This window comes from uncultured Fibrobacter sp. (assembly GCF_900316465.1).
Classification (GTDB): Bacteria; Fibrobacterota; Fibrobacteria; order Fibrobacterales; family Fibrobacteraceae; genus Fibrobacter.
The window spans coordinates 13,912-32,947 of the sequence record NZ_ONDD01000003.1; the positions used below are offsets into that span (position 1 = coordinate 13,912).

Here is a 19,036-nt window from a genome sequence, read left to right on the forward strand (position 1 = left end):
TTATGATTAACTTGATTCTTTGTGGTGGTTCGGGCACGCGCCTTTGGCCCGTGAGCCGTTCCCTGATGCCCAAGCAGTTCGCTCCGCTTTTTGACGGACAGTCCCTGTTCCGCAAGACCGTGGTCACGAACTCCGCTGTTTGCGAATCGCAGTTCATTGTTTCGAATGCCGACCAGTTCTTCTTGGCCAAGGACCAGCTTGAAACGGAAGGCATGACGGGTAGCAAGTTCCTTTTGGAACCCGTGGGCCGTAACACAGCCCCGGCTATTGCCCTTGCTTGCCTTACCATGAATCCCGAAACGGTCGTGCTTGTTTCTCCGTCTGACCACGTGATTCGCAAGAAAGACGAATACAAGAAGGTCTTGCTCCGCGCCCAGGAACTTGCCGAAGCCGGCAACCTGGTGACCTTCGGCATTACGCCGACTACTCCCGAAACGGGCTACGGCTACATCGAAGCCGATGGCGAAAACGTGAAGCGCTTTGTCGAAAAGCCGGACCGCGCCACCGCCGAAAAGTACCTGCTCTCCGGCAACTTCTACTGGAACAGCGGTATCTTCTGCTTCAAGGCAAAGACTTTCCTTGCCGAACTCGGCAAGTACTCTCCGGAAATGCTCGCTGCAGCCCAGAAGGCTCTTTCTAACGCCGAAATCGTAGACGGCGAACCGATCCGCATCGACCGCGACGACATGATGGCAATTCCGTCGAACTCTATCGACTATGCCGTGATGGAAAAGTCGAGCAAGGTGAAGGTGGTGCCCAGCGATATCGGCTGGAGCGACCTCGGCAGCTTCGACAGCCTTTATGGCGAATACCCGCACGACGAAAACGGCAACAACGTGAATCCGCGCCACATCGCCGTGGGCTCCAAGAATTCCTTGGTGATGGGTAGCCAGCGCGCTATCGCTACCATCGACCTCGACAAGATGCTCATCGTGGACACCCCGGATGCCCTCCTGGTCGCTCCGCTCAGCAGCAGCCAGAAGGTCAAGAAGGTGGTGGAAGAACTCAAGGAACGCGGTTCCGACCTCATCAACGTGCCGCAGACCGTGAGCCGCCCGTGGGGTACGTACTCCGTGCTGGAATCCACCGAACGCTACAAGATGAAGCGTATCGTGGTGAAGCCGGGCAAGCGCCTCAGCCTGCAAAAGCATTTGCACCGCTCGGAACACTGGGTGGTCGTAAGCGGTACCGCTACGGTGACCGTGGGCAAGAATGTGTTCTATGTGCGTCCGAACGAATCGACCTATATCCCGGTGGGTGAAGTTCACCGCCTGCAGAACGAAGGCCGTCTCCCGCTCGTAATCGTTGAAGTCCAGGTGGGCGAATACACCGGCGAAGACGATATCATCCGCGTCGAAGACGACTTCCACAGAAACTAATTCTCTGCAGTCGCTGTTACTGGAAAAGTTTAAGTCCCGCAGTCAATGCGGGACTTTTTCTGTGGGCTAGTCTATGTGCTTTTAATATATTTAGGATATGAGCGAAAATCTTGTACATACGGTGAATATGGGCTCCTTTGAAATGGAATATGCTCAGATTGGTTGCGGCGACAAACCGTTAGTCGTAATCCCGGGACTTTCCATAAAGAGTGTCATGAAATCGGCCGCCTCGTTAGAGGGACCTTACAAGATTTTTAAGGAAAAGTACACGCTCTACTTTTTTGACCGCAAGAAAGACGCCAAGCTCGGTTATTCCTTGCCCGAAATGGCTGATGACCAGGTGGCGGCCCTCAAGGCTTTAGGCATTGAAAAAGCCGATGTCTATGGCTTGTCGCAAGGCGGTATGATTGCACAGTATATGGCGATTCGCCATCCCGAAGTCGTGAATAAGCTGGTTCTTGGCTCTTCGACATCGAAGGCAGAACCTCGACAGATTACGACGATTCAGAATTGGGCGCGCCTTGCGCGGGCCCGCGAAGCCTCGGCGCTTGTAAACAGCTTTATTGACGACTGCTTTAGTGAAAAGTTTGCGGTTCGTTACCGTAGGGCGTTGCTGGCCTTGTACAAGGAAATCTCGGATGAAGAACTAGATCGTTTTGCCTTGTTTGCGGACGCCTGCGATTACGTGAATACTTACGACGAACTCGGCAAAATCAAGAGCCCGGTGCTTGTGCTTGGCGCAGGCAAGGACCTTGTAACGACTCCCGAAGCGTCTGTCAAATTGGCAGAAAAGTTAAAGGCCGAGGGCGTTCCTTGCGAATTCTACATGTACGAAGATTGCGGCCATGCCGTATTCGATGAATTGCCCGATTACAAGAAACGAATTTTCGAATTCCTGGAAAAGTAATAACGGTATTTATGGAACCTGTGACGCCCACATCTGTTGCAAAGCCGCGCTACGCTTTTGTCGATTTGGCGAAAGGCATTTGCATTATGCTGGTGGTGTGGCATCATGTGGTGAGCACGTGGGGGCTTGAAACCTACCCGCTAAAAGAGGCCGTATCTTCGTTCAGAATGCCTTTGTACTTCTTTTTGTCGGGGCTGTTCTTTAAGGAATATGCGGGCTTTTTCGATTTTTGCAAGCGCAAAATCAACAAGTTGCTGATTCCGTTTGCCTTCTTTTTCGTGACGCTTTCGTGCATATTCCCGTTCGTATTGCATTACCTGCACTTGCGAGGAAATCCCGGCGCCTCCGTTTGGTATTCATTTGTCTGGAAACAGGCTTTCCCGAATATTCCGGTTTGGTTTTTGCTGAGCCTGTTTTGGACGAACTTGATGTTTTACGGGCTGTACTTGGTCGCGAAGAAATTCGTTGCCAAAAAATTCCCGCAGCATGCGACATCATCGCTGGTGGTGCTTTCGATAGCGGTTGGATTGGTCGGATTTTTCCTGGGCCGCTACAATATCAAGCTTCCGCTGTTTTGGGCGTCTTCGATGGCGTCGATTCCGTATTTTTGCGCAGGGCATGTGGCTTTTCGCTATACCAAGATTCTAGCGCTGAATCCCATGGATAAGTTCAACATTCCGTTTGCGCTTTTGGGCTTTGGCCTTGTGGTGGCGCTTGCGTGGAATGCTCCCCCTGATTCGGTGAGTTATGTGAGCAACCGTTATTGGTTTCCGATCTGGAGTGTTTACCTGTGCGGCATTCTTGGGACTCTCTCGGTGCTGTTCTTGTCGAAGGCCATCAAGAAAATTCCGTTGGTATCGTATTTTGGTCGTTACTCCATCATGGTGCTTGTGACGCATGGATGGGTGCAGTGGGGTATCATTAAAATTTTGCAGGAAAACCATGTGCATTGGCCGCGGCCCGTGGCGCTCGCCGTTGTTTTTGTGGTGACCATGCTTCTTTATTTGGCGATAATCCCGTTTATGAAGCGCTTCTTGCCCCACGTGACGGCGCAGAAAGACGTATTTTGATGTTTAATGTGAAATTTGAAGTGTGAGATGAATTATTAATCATTCCTCATTTCACATTGCACATTCCTCATCACACATTGTTTTCTAGCCTTTTCCGTTGCAATTTTGTATATTCTCCGTTGTAAAATTTGATTTTTTGCGTTTTTTCGGAGATTTTATGGATATTGGTGCGCTACATTTTCAGAATCCCGAAGCCTTCTGGCTTTTGCTTTTAGTCCCTGTTTTAGTCGGCTGGTACATCTATCGTGAACACCGCCGCAAGAGTACGATTAAATTCCCGGCCCTTTCGATTGCCAAGCGTGCGGTTCCGAGCCGTCGCGTCAAATTCCGCCATATTGTGCCGCTTCTGCGCCTTGCCGCTCTCGTTTGCTTTGTGGTAGCACTTGCACGCCCACAGAACGCCATGGAAGTCGAATACACCTCTACCGATGGCGTCGACATTATGCTTGCGCTCGACGTTTCGGGCTCCATGGGTACGCTCGATATGCTGACCCGTATGGAACAGGCAAAGCTCGGCGTGATGAATGCGGAACGCATCTTGAAATCCGGCGATTACTGGAAATACAGCCGTCTGGGTTACGCCCAACAGGTGATTGCGGACTTTATCCAGAAGCGTCATAGCGACCGAATCGGTTTGTCTGCTTTTGGTGCGCGTTCCATTACGCAGTGCCCCTTGACGCTGGATTACGGCTCGTTGCTCGAAATTCTGAAGGCGACCGATGACTTGGCCCGCGACAGCGTTATGAATAGCCGTACCGCTATTGGCGATGGCCTGATGAACGCTCTAGCTCGGTTGCAGAAGTCCGAAGCTAAGTCCAAGGTGGTGGTGCTCTTGACCGATGGCCGCGATAACGCCAGCGTGGTGCCGCCCATGCGTGCTGCCGACGTCGCGCAATCTCTCGGAGTCAAGGTCTATACCGTTGGTGTGGGTAAAAGGAACGGCAAGATTCTTGCCTTCCAGCAGAATCCGTGGACTGGCGATATCTCTTGGGGAGAACGGGACATTACGCCCGAAGAAGGAATTGACGAAGGCGTGCTGAGGTCTGTTGCTCAAAAGACCGGTGGCCGCTTCTACCGCGCCGAAAACAAGGAAGAACTCGAAAAGATTTATTCCGAAATCGACGAACTTGAAAAGACCGAAATTGAAACGGTTGCCTATGCCCGCTATGCCGAAAAGTTCTACCCGTGGCTCTTGGTGGGTGCATTGCTGATTTTACTTGAATTGTTGCTTGCGAATACGCGCTTTGTGCGCATCCCGTAATGGAGGCTTTAGATGCGATTTGCTGAACCGATGTTTTTGTGGGGGCTTTTGACGCTGCCCTTGTTTGCGCTCCTTTTTGTGTATGCATACCACCGTCGCAAAAAGCTTGCCGCACGCTTTGTTTCGCTTTCGATGTTGCCTAAGCTTTCGACTTCTGTTTCTCCCTGGCGTAGGCTTGCGAAGGTGACCATTTTGCTCTTTGCGATTGCCTTCTTGTTTGTGGCTCTTGCGCGCCCGCAGTGGGGCCGTAAAATGGAACATATTGAACGCCGCGGCCTTGACTTGGTGCTTTTGCAGGACATTTCGCTTTCGATGCTTGCCGAAGACGTCAAGCCGAATCGCTTGACCCGTAGCCGTCATGAAATTTCAGCGTTCTTGGAATCGCTTTCGGGCGACCGCGTAGGCCTTGTGGCATTCTCGGGTGAAGCCCAGGTGATGGTGCCTCTGACTCTTGATTACGGCACCGTACAGATGATGCTCAGGGAACTGACTCCGGGCTGGCTCATGCCGGGCACGAACCTTGAAAAGGCAATTCGCAAGGGTATGGATTTGTACCGCAATTCGGGAAGTGCCGGGCAGTACTCCGTGATGATTTTGATGAGCGATGGCGAAGAGCTTGAAGCCGCTGCCGTAAACGCCGCCAAGGAAGCGGCCGAAATGGGAATCCGCATTTATACAATCGGTATCGGCTCACGCGAGGGCGTGCCTATTCCGGTGCCCTCCAAGAATGGCGAAGTCGCTTACAAAAAAGACATGCAGGGAAATATCGTGACCACGCGTCTCGAAGACGGAACTCTGCAAGAAATTGCAAGCGTTACCGGTGGGCTTTATTTCTATGCGAATCCGGGCGAATTCCAGTTGCAGAAGGTGCTGACTGAAATTGCAAGCCTCGAAAAAAAGGAACAGGCTACTGACCGCATGGAAAACTATCAGGACCGCTACCAGATTTTTCTGGCTCTTGCAGCCCTCTTGTTCTTGATCGAAGCATTGGTGTCTGAAAGGGGCCGAAAGCGTCGTGTCGGAGCGGGCCGATTCAACTGAAAATCGTAAAAAAAAATTACTGTGATTTGCACGCTATTTGCACGCTTGTTTAAGAATGCAAAAATCTTTTTAGGTGCTATTTTAGGCCTTTTTTGCTATTATTCTAACTGGTGTGGTAAAATAAGGGTGAATTCGTCCCGAATCGCCTCATTTTTTTAGGAACGTTTGGTTTTTGTTCATCCATTTTTACACAAAAATTCGCTATTTTGCGAGTGATTAAAGTAAATTTTGGCTGAAAAATAAAAAGTAAACCATGGAGTCCCTATGCTCGACCTATTAGCCGTCCAATCCGGCACCGCCAATGCCACTCTTATTACGTTGGCGTACACCTTGATCCTCACATTTATCCTGTCCTCGGTGATTGCGTGGACCTACGAAAAGACCTTCCTCGGGTTGTCGTACTCCAGAAACTTTGTGCAGGCAATTGTGCTTAGTGCAGTCGTTGCTGCCACGGTGATGCAGGCCATTGGTGATAACGTCGGTCGCGGTCTTGGTATGATGGGTGCCCTTTCCGTGGTTCGCTTTAGAACATCTTTTAAGGACCCGCGCGACATTATGTTTGTGTTCGCATCGCTCGGCGCCGGTATCGGTTGCGGTGTGTACGCCTGGGGTGCTGCCGTGGGTGGCACGATTGCCTTTAGCGCTGTGGCCTTCCTCCTCTCTCGTACTGGTCTTGGTACCAAGCACTTCTTTGATGGCATGCTCCGTTTTGCGCTTCCCAACGAAGCCAAGGTCCGTGGTCAGATCGAAGACATCATGAAGTCTAGCCTCAAGACGTTCATCTTGATTACGATGCGTGAAGTCGACGGCGGTGCTCGCCTTGACGTCGCTTACCAGATTCGTCTGCGTGCCACTCATCCGGCTGCAGAAATCCTGAGCGAACTCTCTAAAATCGAAGGCATCTCGGACGTACAGTTCATGATGCAGGACGCCACGACGGAAATGTAAGGGAGACGGTATGAACAAGCTTAGCGATATGCTCGAAAATTTTTGGAACACGCACAAGTCTAATGCCGGTGTCGCTTATGTCTATGGCCACAAACTTTCTTTGGCCTGGATTCTCTGTGTCATTATCGCCATTATTCTTGGCTACATGTATCAGGGCAAGATTGCAACCTTCCAGGGTATTGCAGAAGCTGCCGAAACAACAATCAGCTTGCCTAGCCCGACCGAAGTGGTCAAGGTGCACGTGATGCCTGGTCAGTCCATTAATGCAGGCGATACCATCGTGGAACTCAACCGTCCGGACCTCACGCTGCGCATTGCCGAAGTGACTCGCGAACTTGATGCTAGCGAAGGCCGTAGCAACCTGTCTGCTGCAGACATCGACCAGAAGGTCGCTGCAGTCAAGGCCGACCTTGCCACGAAGACCCTTACGCTCAAGTCCGAAATCAACAGACTTGAAACCGAATACAAGAAGAACAAAGAAATTGCTGCAAAGCTCAAGAGCCTCAAGGGTTCCAACGCCGACAGCGACGGTAACGACGCTATGGCTATGCAAATCAAGAGCTTGAAGAACGAACTTGCCGTTGCTAACGCCAACGCCAACGAACAGATCAAGCTCCTGCGCAGCAGCAACCGTTTGCAGAAGGATGCTGGCAAGAGCGAAGTCGAAAACCTGCAGAAGGAACTCGAAGAACTCAAGAAGCAGCAAGAAGAGTTGACCCAGATTGCCAAGGAAAGCTGGGTCGTGGGCTCTGTGAACGTTCATGACGGCGAAAAGGTATCTAGCTTCGCCCCGATCGTTACGCTCACTCACAAGTCTCCGACGTTGGTTCGTGGCTACATCCACGAAAGAATGTACCAGCGCATGGATATTGGCGAAACCGTCAAGGTGAAGTCGCTGGGTGCAACGGGCAAGCCGGTGAAGGGCAAGGTGGTTGGCCTTTCCAGCCGCATTGTGGAATTCCCCGTGCGCATGTGGAAGATGCCCGAAATGCCGATTCACGGCCGCGAAGTCATTATCACGATTCCTGCCGAAAATTCGTTCCTCTTGGGCGAAATGGTGACCATCTCCGAATAGTTTGATTTATGAAAAAATCCGCTCTTGTATCTCTGTTTGTTGCAGCACCGTTGTTTGCCGCCCCGCTGACTTGGGAAACCCTCATCAAGTCTGCTGATGATGACGCCCGTTATCAGGGTTCTCAAAAACGTGTAAACATTGCGACCTCTCGCAACACGAAACTGTGGGACAAGCTTGAGTTGCGTTACAAACTCGATGGCTTCAGCTTTGCACAACATGACTTTGAACTTCGCATGACTCCTAAGGCTTTTGGCGAAGGTTCTGCTGACCGTGCGCATTACGAAGCGCAGATGGCCTATGCGAATGCGAATTTGGCTGAAGACCGCGCCGTTCTTTTGTACGACCGCTACGAACGCGGAATTCATTACCTGATGCGCAAGCGTATCAATGCGCTTAACCAGGAACTTTACCAGATCAACGCTGACCGTATCGAAGTGCTGCACCTCAAGTCTGGTTCTGCAAATTTCAATCCGCAGGACTTGATGTCCGCTCTTGAAAAAGAATCATCGATCCGCGCCGCCCTCATTAACGATTCCAACTCGCTCCAGAATTCCGAAAGAAAACTCCGCGTGTGGATTCCTGAATTCGATAGCGTTGAACTGGATTCCTCTTGGCTTCCGCCTATGGAAGATATCGAAGCCCAGTTGAAAGACGGCGTCGATGTAAGTGACAAGTTCCCGCAAGTTGCCATGGCCAAGGGCAAGATGGATTCCGAAAAGGCTCGCGCCAAGCAAGATGTTGCTAGCCGCCGCGACTACATTTCGCATATCGGTATCGGCTATTCGCTCAAGATTCCGTCTTTGATGAAAAAGTACAAGGATATGGGCTACGACGATTTGTGCAATACGAATAGCGAATATTACAGCGAAGACGATTGTACCAAGTGGAATGATAAAGCCTATAACGAAGAAACCGCTCGCTTTGACAACACGTATTCTATCCAGAGACTTGTGGATGACAAGGACAATCGTCGCACTCGTGATAAGTTCTTTGCAAACATTGGCATTAAGCTTCCGTTCTTTGACAGCAACAAGGATAACGACCTGCGTAACCAGGTGGCAGACCTTGAAGCCGAAGGCGATTATATGGAAAAGTTCCGCGACGTGAGCGTGAAGGTGAATCGCCTTGTCGAACAGATCAACGGATTCCTTGCTCAATGGAAGGTTCAGAAGGACTTTGCCGAAAAGGTTAAAGCGGGTAACATTTTTGAACAGTTTGCAAAAGACGCCGGTTCTGACCCGCTCCTTTTGCTGCGTGCCCGCGAATCTGCCGTGGAAAGCGAACTGAATGCAGTCAAGCTCGAAGTCGACATTTACGACCTTTATCTTGAACTGTTGCAGTATGCAGGCCAGCTTTCTAAGGAAGGCGTGCAGAACCACTTAGTCGGGGGGCTCAAGTAGTATGGCCGAAGCCCGCGGATTTAGCCTTCTCGAAAGGTTCGAACTCAAGTACCACATTCCCGTGGAATGGGCGGACCGTATCGGCGCATTCCTTGCTCCGTACTGCGAAGAAGACTACTATTCTAAAATTACGCCGGGCGGATTCTACTGGATTACGAACCTCTACTTGGATTCGCCTTCTTGGACGTTCCTCGGCTGGAAAAAGAAACAGTTGCTGGATCGCTTCAATATGCGCATTCGCACCTATGGTGAACACCCGGCTCAAGACGGAACGTTCCACTTTGAATGCAAGCGCAAGATCAAGAACATTTGCTACAAGAGCCGCGGAACCATCAAGGGCATTAACCCGGGCGAAGTCTGGAACATGAAACCCGAAGATTGGCCGTGCAAGGGCGAAAAGGACCGCATGTACGTGAAGGATTTCTTGTACAAGACGGAACTCTACAATGCGCACCCGCGCCTTTTGACCCAGTACAAGCGCCGCGCCTGGTTTGGCCTTCGCGAAGAATATTCCCGCGTGACGATCGATACCGGCATGCGCTTCCGCGAAGAAAACGGTTTTGATTATACGGTCGATCCGCATTACATGCACTCGACAGGGCTTCCGAGATTTTTCCAGCCTGCATGCGATGCCGTGCTTGAACTCAAGTGCCCCTGCTCCCAGGTGCCGTACTGGATGTTCGACTTGATCAAGTTCTTGAACTTAAAACACGCTGCCTTCTCCAAATTCGGCAACGCCGCTGCCGAATGGAAACGTGTATACGAAAATCCGCGTCGCTTTAAGACTCCGTACTGGACGAAGCTTGCCGTAGGCGCTGGCGAAAATTATTAAAATAGAAGAAAGTTTTGCGAGGATACCTCTATGGATATCAAAAAAATTCTTATGGCTGGCTCTGCAGTAACCGCAATGGTTCTTGCGACCTCTTGCTCCAGTGACAAATCTACGGAACCGGATCCCGTTGATCCGACCGTTTCTTCGTCTTCGGAAGGTGGCACGAATCCTGACCCGACTTCGTCTGCGGGCGATACTCCTGCGACGGGTTCTTCGAGCAGCGTTAACGGTGACGTTCCCAAATCTTCGGCTACTGAAGTGATTGATTCTTCGTACACCCAGATGGCTATTACCGAAATCATGTATAACGCTGCCGATGCGTCTGCTTTGGAATGGATTGAAGTGACCATCCAGAGTGGCCCGGATATCAGCAGCATGCTGGCTTCGCAAATGCACTTGGATGGTGCTCTTTCCTTTACGTTCCCGAACGAACCTCTTAAGAAGGGCGAATATATTGTCGTGACGAACGATCCGGCCCTGTTCAAGACTACTTATCCCGATTTCAACGGCCGTCTCTATGGTCCGTGGGATAACGATCCGAAGACTGGTGCTGTGGCCAAGCTTTCGAACGAAGGCGACGTGATTGACGTGAAGCTGACGGGTGAAGGCGACGTGAGCTGCTCTTACAGCATGGAACCGCCTTGGCCGTCTCTTGCTAACGGCAAGGGCCGTACGCTCGTGTACAAGGGCGGGAACGCTGCCCAGGCTACCTCTTGGGGCGCAAGCAAGATTATGAACGGTAATCCTGGTGTGGGCAACGATGAATGGCTCACGACTTCGAACATTCGTTTGAACGAAATCATGCCGACTGGTACGGGTACCGATGCTTGGGTTGAACTCTACAATGCGGGCAGCGCCGATGTCGACGTGACCGGTTGGGTTTTTGAATCCAAGATCCGTAAGGAAAAACTCACGATCAAGGCCGGTACCGTTCCTGCAAAGGGTTACCTTGTCTTGAAAGCGACGGAAGACTTTGTCGATAGCGAAGGTGCTGCAAAGGAACTGATCGTTAGCGACGTCGGTGGTTCTTACTACCTGTATGGCGCTACTGAAGGTGATGAATCCAGTTTGCTCTTGCCGTCTAGTAAGCTTTCGAGCGGTGTCATTGACTTGAGCGATGGCTCTACGGCTCAGGGCGCCCTTGTGCAGGCTACGCCGGGTGCCGCCAACAGTGCACTCTATATCGGCTCTCTGGTCATTAGTGAAATTCACTACCACCCGAACGAAGAAGACTTGAACGATGTCGAATTCTTGGAACTCAAGAATTTGTCTGATGCGCCCATTACCCCCTTCGAAACGCTCTCTAACGGAAGCAGAGGTTGGAAGGTTGAAGGTATTAACTTCGAATTCGCCAAGACGGACGTAATCCCGGCCGGTGGCATGGTGGTGCTGTTCCCGGATTCCTTGCAGACCACCCCTGGTGCAGATAATTTGCGTAAGCGTTTTTCGATTGACGCTAATGTGCTTATTAGCTTCTATACCGGTAAGCTTTCTAACCGCGGTGAAACCATTGCTGTCAAGAAGCCTTACTTCTATCAGAAAGATGCTTCGAACCCGCTTAATGACCAGTGGTACTATGACTGGTCCGATGCAACGCTCTATAGCGATAAGTGGAGCGGCAATGGCATTGACTACAAGCGTGCGGACGGTCACGGCTACAGTTTGCAACGTAAGGACTTTAGCACCATGGGCTACGAAGCGTCCGCCTGGACCGTTGACAAGCCGACTCCGGGTAAGTAAAATGCCTAATTTACAGGTTGATAGCTTTTTATAAGCGTCCTGTAAATGCTTTATAATACATTTTTTGAAAAAAGTAAGTAAACCGCCCCTTTGGGGCGGTTTTTCTGTATAGAAAAATTTATTTTTATGGTGTTATGAAAAAGAGTTTGTTATTGGGTATTGCAGCGAGTGCTGCCGTTTTTGCCGCGCCCATTTCGCTATCGGATGCGATTGCGATGGCAAAGACGAACAATTCGCAGATTAAGGCCGAAAAAGCCAAGGTCGAAATGGCCGAAAGTGGTCAGTCCGAGGCCCGTTCCCGTTTTATGCCCCAGCTTTCGCTGACGGCCAGCGTGACAAAGATAAACGACCCGATCTATATTGATTTGGGTCAAATCCAACAGGGGCTAAGTGGACTTGCAGACGGTCTTGCGACGGTTGGCCCTGCAGGGGTGTATTCCAAAGCTTATATCGATGCCTATAACAAGGCCCAGGCCGGTTACGAGCAGGCATATGCCGGTGCAAGGGCGCAAGGTCTGAGCGAAGCCGAGGCGAATGCCTTTGCCTTGGACAAGGTGGGTGGTTCTGCACAAGAAATCGCTCAACAGACGGCAGACAAGTATGCGGCTGACAGCAAGCAACAGCTTGATGCTGCAAAAGCGAAAATCGACGATGCCGATTTCCGCATGAAGGTGCAGGACGACGTGTTCTTTAATGCGCGCTTGACTGCTATTTGGCCGATTTTTACGGGCCTCAAGATTTATTCCGCCTACGATGCCGCCAAAGAAAACGTGAATGCCAAGAAGGCTGCCTTTGACATGGCGCAAAACACAATCCTCATGGATGTGGCTACCAAGTACTTTACGCTTCGCCTGGCCGAAGAATTGACGGTGCTTCGCGAAAGCACCAAGAAGAACTTGGAAGAACACTTGGCCCGCTCCAAGAAACTGGAAGAAGGTGGCCAGATTAGCAAGGCGGAACGCCTGCGCGCCGAAGTGGCTTTAGCTGAGGCTGAAAACGCGCTTGAAGATTCTTACCGCGACCAAACTCTTGCTCGCTTGGCTCTTGCAAGTCTGTTGCATACGGACACGAACATTACGGCTATCACTCCGGTGCTTGCTCCGGAGCAGACCTTGGCCATGGAAGAATTCAAGCAGCTTGCGATGGATAGACATCCGGGCCTGCGCCAGTTGCGCACCGAACGCAAGCGTAGCCAAGATGCGGTGAGTGCTGCCCGCGCCGATTATTTCCCGACGGTAGCACTCTTTGCCTACAAGGAACTTTATACCCGCGACTTGACGCTCCTGGAGCCCGATTGGGCGGTGGGTGCCAAGATGCAATGGGATTTGTTCAAGGGTGGCGAGACTCGCTCTAAGGTGAGCAATGCGAAGGCTCTTGACCGCTCGCTTTCGAGCATGGAAGAGCAGACCATGGATAACATTGGCCTGCTGGTGGAAAAACGCTGGCGTGAAATGGAACATGCCAAGAGCCGTCTGGAAAGCTTGAAGAAGACTCGCGAATTGGCCGAAGAAGCGCACCGCAGTCAGACCTTGGCTTACGAAGCGGGCCTTGCGACAGGCCTCGATGTGGTGGATGCCGAACTTGCGCTTTCGCGTTTGCAGGTGGCTGATTTGAAGGCGCATTACGATGCCGTGGTCGCCTGGCTTGGACTTTTGGAAGCGAGCGGTGAAGTGGTGAATGCGGGCGAGATGCTCAAGAACGTTAAGCCTGTCGAAGAAACGAAGGTGGAAGATCCGAAGCCCGCCGAACCTGTTGTTGCTCCAGCTGCTGCACCGGTTGCCGATTCGGCAAAGGTTGCAGAGCCTGCACCCGCTGATTCTGCAAATGCGGCTGCACCGGCTGATACAACGGCAGCCCCCGCAAACTGATTTTAGAAATGGAGTAAACGATGAACGTCTTGAAAGTTATCGGAAAGGTCTTGGTCGTCTTGGCGTTGATTGCCTTGATTGGCCTTGGAATCATTACCTTGCAGAAATTCGCGACTGAACCCCGCGACGCCTATTTGCAAGGCCAGATGGAAGCTCGCCGCGTGCTTGTGGCGGGTAAAGTGCCTGGTCGCGTGGAACAACTGTTCTTCCGCGAAGGCGACATGGTCGAAAAGAATGCCATTGTCGCTATTATTAGCAGCCCCGAAATCGAAGCCAAAAAGATGCAGGCCCAAGGTGCTTTAGGTGCTGCTCGCGCTCAGGCGAACAAGGCGAAGAACGGAGCCCGCTCCGAAGATGTCACGGCGCTGAAGGCAATGGCCGACCGCGCTCAGGATGCGGCAAACCTCGCGAAGAATACTTACGACCGTGTGCAGAAACTTTATAACGAAGGCGTGTTGCCGCTCCAGAAGCGTGACGAAGCCGAAACCCAGATGAAGGCGTCGCAGTCTGCTGCCGACGCCGCCAAGGCCCAGTACGAACAGGCCCTCGCCGGCGCCCGCAGCGAAGACAAGGCTGCCGCAAACGCCCTCGTGCTGCAAGCGAAGGGCGCCAACGCCGAGGTCGACGCCTACCTCGAAGAAACCAAGATCCGCGCCCCCATCGCAGGCGAAGTCTCCGTGAAGCTGGTCGAAGAGGGCGAAGTCGTAGGCTCTGGCATGCCGGTTGTCGCTATTACCGACCTCGACGATTCTTGGGCGGTATTCCACCTGCGCGAAGATTTGCTCAAGAATGTCTCCAAGGGCAAGACCTTCAGCATGTTCATTCCGGCACTCGACAAGAACGTGGAAATGGAAGTCAGCTACATTGCCTCGGTAGGCGATTACGCCACCTGGCGCAGCTCCAAGGAAAGCGGCGGCTTTGACCTCAAGAGTTTTGAAGTGCGCCTGCGCCCGAAGACCAAAATTGAAAACCTGCGCCCCGGCATGAGCGTGCTTTTCCCGATGGATCAGGTTCAGTAAGGTCGCAATCGTGTTCCTTGATATTTTAAGGGCGATTCGCAAAATTTACATCAGTCACAATATCGTGTTGTGGCTGGTGCTCCTGATTTTGCCGGTGGTGACATCGGTCTTTATGGTGAATTTCTTTTCGGCCGAAATCATTCAGCATGTGCCGATTGGCCTTTTAAAGCAAGATCGCTCGCAGTTGTCCGATAAAGTCGAAATGGCCTTGCGGGCAGACCCCGTGCTCGAAGTTGCCATGGAATGCGACGATCGAAGCGAATGCGAACATGCGGTGATTCGCGGTGACTTGCAGGCGTTTATCGTGCTCCCGTACGATATGGAACGCCGGGCGCTCCGGCTTGAAACGCCTGTGATCCCGGTGTATTCGAGCGGCCAGAATTACCTCACGAATACCTTTGCGGTCAAGGAAATCCGCTCGGTAATTTCGGCGATTGGTGCCGACATGTTTACCAAGCAAATGGACGACCCGATTCACGTTGAGCTCAAGTCGGTCAGCAATAATAGCGGTAACTACCAGGGCTTTTTAGGGCTCGGGCTTGTGACGGCGATTTTCCACTTGGCAGGAATTTTAGCGGCGGTGTACCTGTTCAGTTTTCCGTTCCGCGATCACCGTGTCCGCGAATTTTTGAAAGCTGCAGGCGGCTCGCGCGTGGTGCTTGGTGCCGCAACGGTTTTGCCGCTGGTCGTGATTCAGTGGCTGTCGATGGTGGCGGTGTATGCGTATGCTCGCCGAGCGCTTACCCCGATGACGTTCGATGAATTTGTGGTGGTGTCTGCCGGGCAGTTGGCGATGATTCTCGCCTGTTCTGGCGCGGGGGCCGCCTTTGTGGGCATCACGGGTAACATGCGTATGTCTTCGAGCGTGGCGGGCGTTATCGCCGGCCCCGCGTTTGCGTTTGCAGGCCAGACATTCCCGGTGATGGCGATGCCCTTGGTGGTGCGCGGTTTTGCATTCCTGCTTCCGCTCACGCATATTTTGAAGGTGCAGTCTACCATGCTCTTGGGTTCGGTCGGCAAGGCCCATGCCTGGGAATCGATTGTGGTGCTTTTGTGCATGGCTTTATTCTGGCATTTGCTGGCGTCCAAGCTTTTGATGCTTCGCTGGAAAGTTGCTGAAAAAAAAGAGGCGGATTGGGAAGCCCGCGAAAAGTTGCACCTGAAGGACAAACTGAAAAATATTGCCGGCGCCGTCTATTCGGATTTGAGTATCCGAAAGGCGGTTGCGACTGATATGGCGGCAAGAGATGCTCGAAAAGGAGGCAACAATGATTGACCTCTTTAAGCGACTTTTCAAGGTGGCTTTTGCCGAGTGGAAACTCTTCTACACTGACCCTGCGGCAGTGCTGTTGCTGGTGGTGGCGGGAGTGCTTTACGCCTTCTATTACCCGACGCCTTACATGAATCAGACGGCGACCAAGGTGCCCGTGGCTGTGGTGGATTTGGATCGTACGGTCATGTCGCGCGAGCTCACGCAGATGTCGGCGGCTGCCCAACAGATTGATGTGCGCTACGTATTCTCGGATGTCCGCGAAGCGGAACAGGCCATGGCCGAAGAAAAAATCTACGGCTTCATGGTGATTCCGAAAGACATGGAAAAAAAGCTCCGTAACGGTGGCAAGACGAACGTGAACGTGTTCACGCACGGCGCTTACGTGATGCTCCATGGCAACATCGGAACCGCGTTCACCACATGCGCCCTTACGGTGGGGGCGACTACGAAGGTCAAGCGAATCGCTTTAGGTAAAAAGGTTCCGGCAGCTAAAGCCATCGCCATGCGTGACCCGATACCCATCAGCGTGCAGACCATGTACAACAACACGGGTAGCTATTCCAACTATGTGGTGCCGAGCGTACTCGTACTGATTTTACAGCAGACGCTGGTGATCGGCATTTGCATTTTAGGAGGTGCCCGCGCTCACCGCAAGTTCCGCAAATTGCAGCGCGACAGTTCCGTAGAAAATGAACTCATGCCTTACCGCTACTTTGGCCGCTCGCTGGCGTACTTCTTGCATTATTGCAGCTTTATCCTGTTCTACCATTTTGTGGTGTACAACGTATTCGATTTTCCGCGCCGCGGCGAAATTTTGCCGATGGTGGCGTTTGCAATCGTGTTCCTGTTCTCGGTTATCAACTTTGGGATGGTGCTTTCGCAGGTGTTCCTGCGCCGCGAAACGAGCATGCAGCTGTTCCTGTACATGAGCATTCCGATCCTGTTCCTTTCGAACTTTAGCTGGCCTACCGAACTGATTCCGGCGTGGATGAAGGGATTCTCTTGCTTGTTGCCTTCGACATTTGCCATTCCGGCATGGCTTGCCATTGAGCAACGCGGCGCCGACATTTACGATGCGGCATCGCTCCTGTTGCCGCTCGCTATGCAGGCGGTATTCTACCTGTTGCTCGGGCTTGTGCTTACAAACCTCCGCGATGGCAGCAAGCTGAAAACCGGCGATATGTAGGCGCTTTGCCGCCTGCATTTTTGTATATTGCGGTTAGAGGTAACAATATGATGTTTGATCCTTTATACATGACGATTCTCCTGGTGACGCTTGCTTTGTCTGGTAGCGTTTCCTGGATGGTCAAGTCCCGTTTTAACGCTGGCCAGAAGGTCGGCATTTCCAGCGGCCTTACCGGTGCCGATGTCGCGAAGGCAATCCTTATGGATGCGGGCATTACCGACGTGAAGGTCCTGCAGCATCATGGATTCTTGTCGGACCATTACAATCCGCTGAACAAGACTTTGAACTTGTCACCTGAAGTTTATAACGGCCGCAATGCTTCTGCCGCGGGCGTTGCCGCTCACGAAGTGGGCCACGCCATTCAGCATGCGCAGGGGTATTTCCCGCTGTGGCTGCGTTCGTTCATTGTGCCTGCTGCAAACTTGGGCTCTAATCTCGGTCCGTGGCTTGTGATTCTCGGCATCGTGCTCATGAGTGCGGGCCGTGCGCTTGGTTATTCCCTCGCCGTTGCTGGCGTGGTTTTGTTCGGTATCGCAACTCTCTTTACGCTGGTGACCGTGCCGGTGGAATTCGACGCTTCTTCTCGCGCCAAGAAGGTGCTTGCTCGCCTCGACATTGTGGCGCAGGGCCGCGAATACAATACGGTTTCGGGGGTGCTGTTTGCCGCAGGGCTTACCTACGTGGCAGCCGCTATCGGTTCCATTATGCAGTTGCTTTATTGGGCATACCGAGCCGGACTTATCGGCGGTCGGCGAGACTGATTAGTTGTCGCCGGAATGGACTTCGATTGACGGGAAGTCGTCATCGTCGTCAGAATTGTCTGAATTTTCAGAAGCCTGGGTGTCATAGAACGCCTGGGCTTTTTTCATGAATGCTTCGAATTCTTCGTCCGTCATGTTGTCTGACGGCTGCGGCTCTTCAGCCGGAGCCTCATCGACAGGCTCAACCGAGATGTCAACAGGTTCTTCGTTCACGTCATTGCGAGCCTCTGGCGAAGCAATCTCTTCCACCGGCGTTTTTTCAACGACCGGTGCGACGGTTTCTTCGACGGGCGCGCTTGTCTCGGGTGCAGATTCAATAACCGGTGCGGTTTCTTCCGCAGGCGCGGTGCTTTCTGCAGGTGCGGCCTCTTCAACCGGAGCATTCTCTGCCGGAGTCTGAGTGCCTTCGGCAGCCTCGTCTTCCTTCATCATCTCGGCGAACGGGTTTTCCTGCACTTCGCTCAAGTCTTCGCGACCTTCGAGCATGGCGGTCAAATCTTCTTCGCTCACGTTCCTGCCGCGGCTGGTCCACAGCACGGCTTCGCGCATCACCGCTGCCAAATCGCCCACGGTCTGTTCCTTGGAACGTGCAATCGCCTGATTGCGAATTGCTTCCACAAGGCCCGGCTTCACGTCCGGATCCTTGCTGAAGAATACGGTCTCGTGTGCCATTTCTTCGGCGTAGTCGGCGTTATTCTTCTTGCGGTAAATCCAAATCGGTCCGAACAGTTCGCTCTGGCGGAATACGATTTCGTCCGTCTTGATCATCTCGAGCATGGCCATGAAGGTCACTGCCGCGACAATCGGGTGAGAATCGTTGTCGAGCAAATCTTCGAACAGGGCGCGGCCATTCACCGACAGGTAATTGTTAATCGCCTGCTGGCGGTCCTGAATGGTCACGTAGTCAAGTTCAATGTGGTGAATCGTTTCCGAAATCTTGGTCTTCAGACTCTTCTGGTAAGCGCGGAAAAGCTGCCAAATGTTCGCGTCGGCCAAAGTCTCTTCGTCGGTCTGCGTCTTTTCCAAGCGACCGCGGGAATACGTACCGAAGTTCTCGCTTTCCATTTCCTGGAGGCCGCTCGCGACTTGCTTAAAGCGCTGGTATTCCAGCATTTCCTTCATGAGCTGTTCGCGGTCTTCGTTGTATTCCGCTTCCATCTCGGGGTCGCGCTGTTCGGCCGGCAAAAGTTCTTGCACCTTGAGCGCCATCAAGCGGCTTGCCATGTACAAGAAATCACCCGCCTTCGACAGGTCGGTGCCCTCGTACTCGTTCACC

16 protein-coding genes are annotated in these 19,036 nt (G+C 52.4%); 15 read left to right on the forward strand and 1 reads right to left on the reverse strand.

Annotated elements, in window-relative coordinates; all coding sequences use genetic code 11:
* Positions 1–2: 2 nt before the first annotated feature.
* The 15 genes from QZN53_RS01655 (at position 3) to QZN53_RS01725 (ending at position 17,760) form a co-directional block, all read left to right on the forward strand.
* Complete coding sequence (locus tag QZN53_RS01655; protein ID WP_163437015.1) at positions 3–1,379, forward strand: mannose-1-phosphate guanylyltransferase/mannose-6-phosphate isomerase; 1,377 nt, start codon at positions 3–5, stop codon at positions 1,377–1,379.
* Positions 1,380–1,476: 97 nt separating this feature from the next.
* On the forward strand, positions 1,477–2,286 hold the full coding sequence (locus QZN53_RS01660) for an alpha/beta hydrolase (RefSeq protein WP_163437016.1): 810 nt from the start codon (positions 1,477–1,479) through the stop codon (positions 2,284–2,286).
* Positions 2,287–2,297: 11 nt separating this feature from the next.
* Entirely contained in the window at positions 2,298–3,356 is a 1,059-nt protein-coding gene (locus QZN53_RS01665) for an acyltransferase family protein (protein ID WP_163437017.1), read from the forward strand.
* 157 nt (positions 3,357–3,513) lie between these two features.
* Complete coding sequence (locus QZN53_RS01670; RefSeq protein WP_163437018.1) at positions 3,514–4,617, forward strand: VWA domain-containing protein; 1,104 nt, start codon at positions 3,514–3,516, stop codon at positions 4,615–4,617.
* A 12-nt stretch (positions 4,618–4,629) separates the two neighbouring features.
* Positions 4,630–5,658 carry a VWA domain-containing protein gene (locus QZN53_RS01675; protein ID WP_088627121.1) on the forward strand — a complete coding sequence of 343 codons (1,029 nt, stop codon included), beginning with the start codon at positions 4,630–4,632 and terminating at the stop codon, positions 5,656–5,658.
* A gap of 264 nt (positions 5,659–5,922) precedes the next feature.
* Positions 5,923–6,606 carry a DUF4956 domain-containing protein gene (locus QZN53_RS01680; protein WP_072800390.1) on the forward strand — a complete coding sequence of 228 codons (684 nt, stop codon included), beginning with the start codon at positions 5,923–5,925 and terminating at the stop codon, positions 6,604–6,606.
* 10 nt (positions 6,607–6,616) lie between these two features.
* On the forward strand, positions 6,617–7,681 hold the full coding sequence (locus QZN53_RS01685) for an HlyD family efflux transporter periplasmic adaptor subunit (protein ID WP_073318658.1): 1,065 nt from the start codon (positions 6,617–6,619) through the stop codon (positions 7,679–7,681).
* Between the two features lie 8 nt (positions 7,682–7,689).
* Complete coding sequence (locus QZN53_RS01690; protein WP_163437019.1) at positions 7,690–9,081, forward strand: hypothetical protein; 1,392 nt, start codon at positions 7,690–7,692, stop codon at positions 9,079–9,081.
* A gap of 1 nt (position 9,082) precedes the next feature.
* Positions 9,083–9,913 carry a polyphosphate polymerase domain-containing protein gene (locus tag QZN53_RS01695; RefSeq protein WP_088627124.1) on the forward strand — a complete coding sequence of 277 codons (831 nt, stop codon included), beginning with the start codon at positions 9,083–9,085 and terminating at the stop codon, positions 9,911–9,913.
* A gap of 30 nt (positions 9,914–9,943) precedes the next feature.
* A complete protein-coding gene (locus QZN53_RS01700) occupies positions 9,944–11,653 on the forward strand; it encodes a lamin tail domain-containing protein (RefSeq protein ID WP_163437021.1) in 1,710 nt (569 codons plus the stop codon).
* A gap of 134 nt (positions 11,654–11,787) precedes the next feature.
* A complete protein-coding gene (locus tag QZN53_RS01705; RefSeq protein WP_163437023.1) occupies positions 11,788–13,521 on the forward strand; it encodes a TolC family protein in 1,734 nt (577 codons plus the stop codon).
* 20 nt (positions 13,522–13,541) lie between these two features.
* Positions 13,542–14,540, forward strand: a complete 999-nt coding sequence (locus QZN53_RS01710) for an HlyD family secretion protein (RefSeq protein ID WP_163437025.1) — start codon at positions 13,542–13,544, stop codon at positions 14,538–14,540.
* A gap of 10 nt (positions 14,541–14,550) precedes the next feature.
* Positions 14,551–15,816, forward strand: a complete 1,266-nt coding sequence (locus tag QZN53_RS01715; RefSeq protein WP_163437027.1) for an ABC transporter permease — start codon at positions 14,551–14,553, stop codon at positions 15,814–15,816.
* Complete coding sequence (locus QZN53_RS01720) at positions 15,809–16,999, forward strand: ABC transporter permease (protein ID WP_163437028.1); 1,191 nt, start codon at positions 15,809–15,811, stop codon at positions 16,997–16,999. The genes QZN53_RS01715 and QZN53_RS01720 overlap by 8 nt, the downstream gene beginning before the upstream one ends.
* Before the next feature lie 47 nt (positions 17,000–17,046).
* On the forward strand, positions 17,047–17,760 hold the full coding sequence (locus QZN53_RS01725; protein ID WP_163437030.1) for a zinc metallopeptidase: 714 nt from the start codon (positions 17,047–17,049) through the stop codon (positions 17,758–17,760).
* Here QZN53_RS01725 and QZN53_RS01730 read toward each other — a convergent pair whose 3' ends face one another.
* The gene (locus QZN53_RS01730; RefSeq protein WP_294651122.1) at positions 17,761–19,035 is read right to left on the reverse strand and encodes a segregation/condensation protein A; all 1,275 of its coding nucleotides are present in this window, start codon (positions 19,033–19,035) and stop codon (positions 17,761–17,763) included.
* Between the last annotated feature and the right edge of the window lies 1 nt (position 19,036).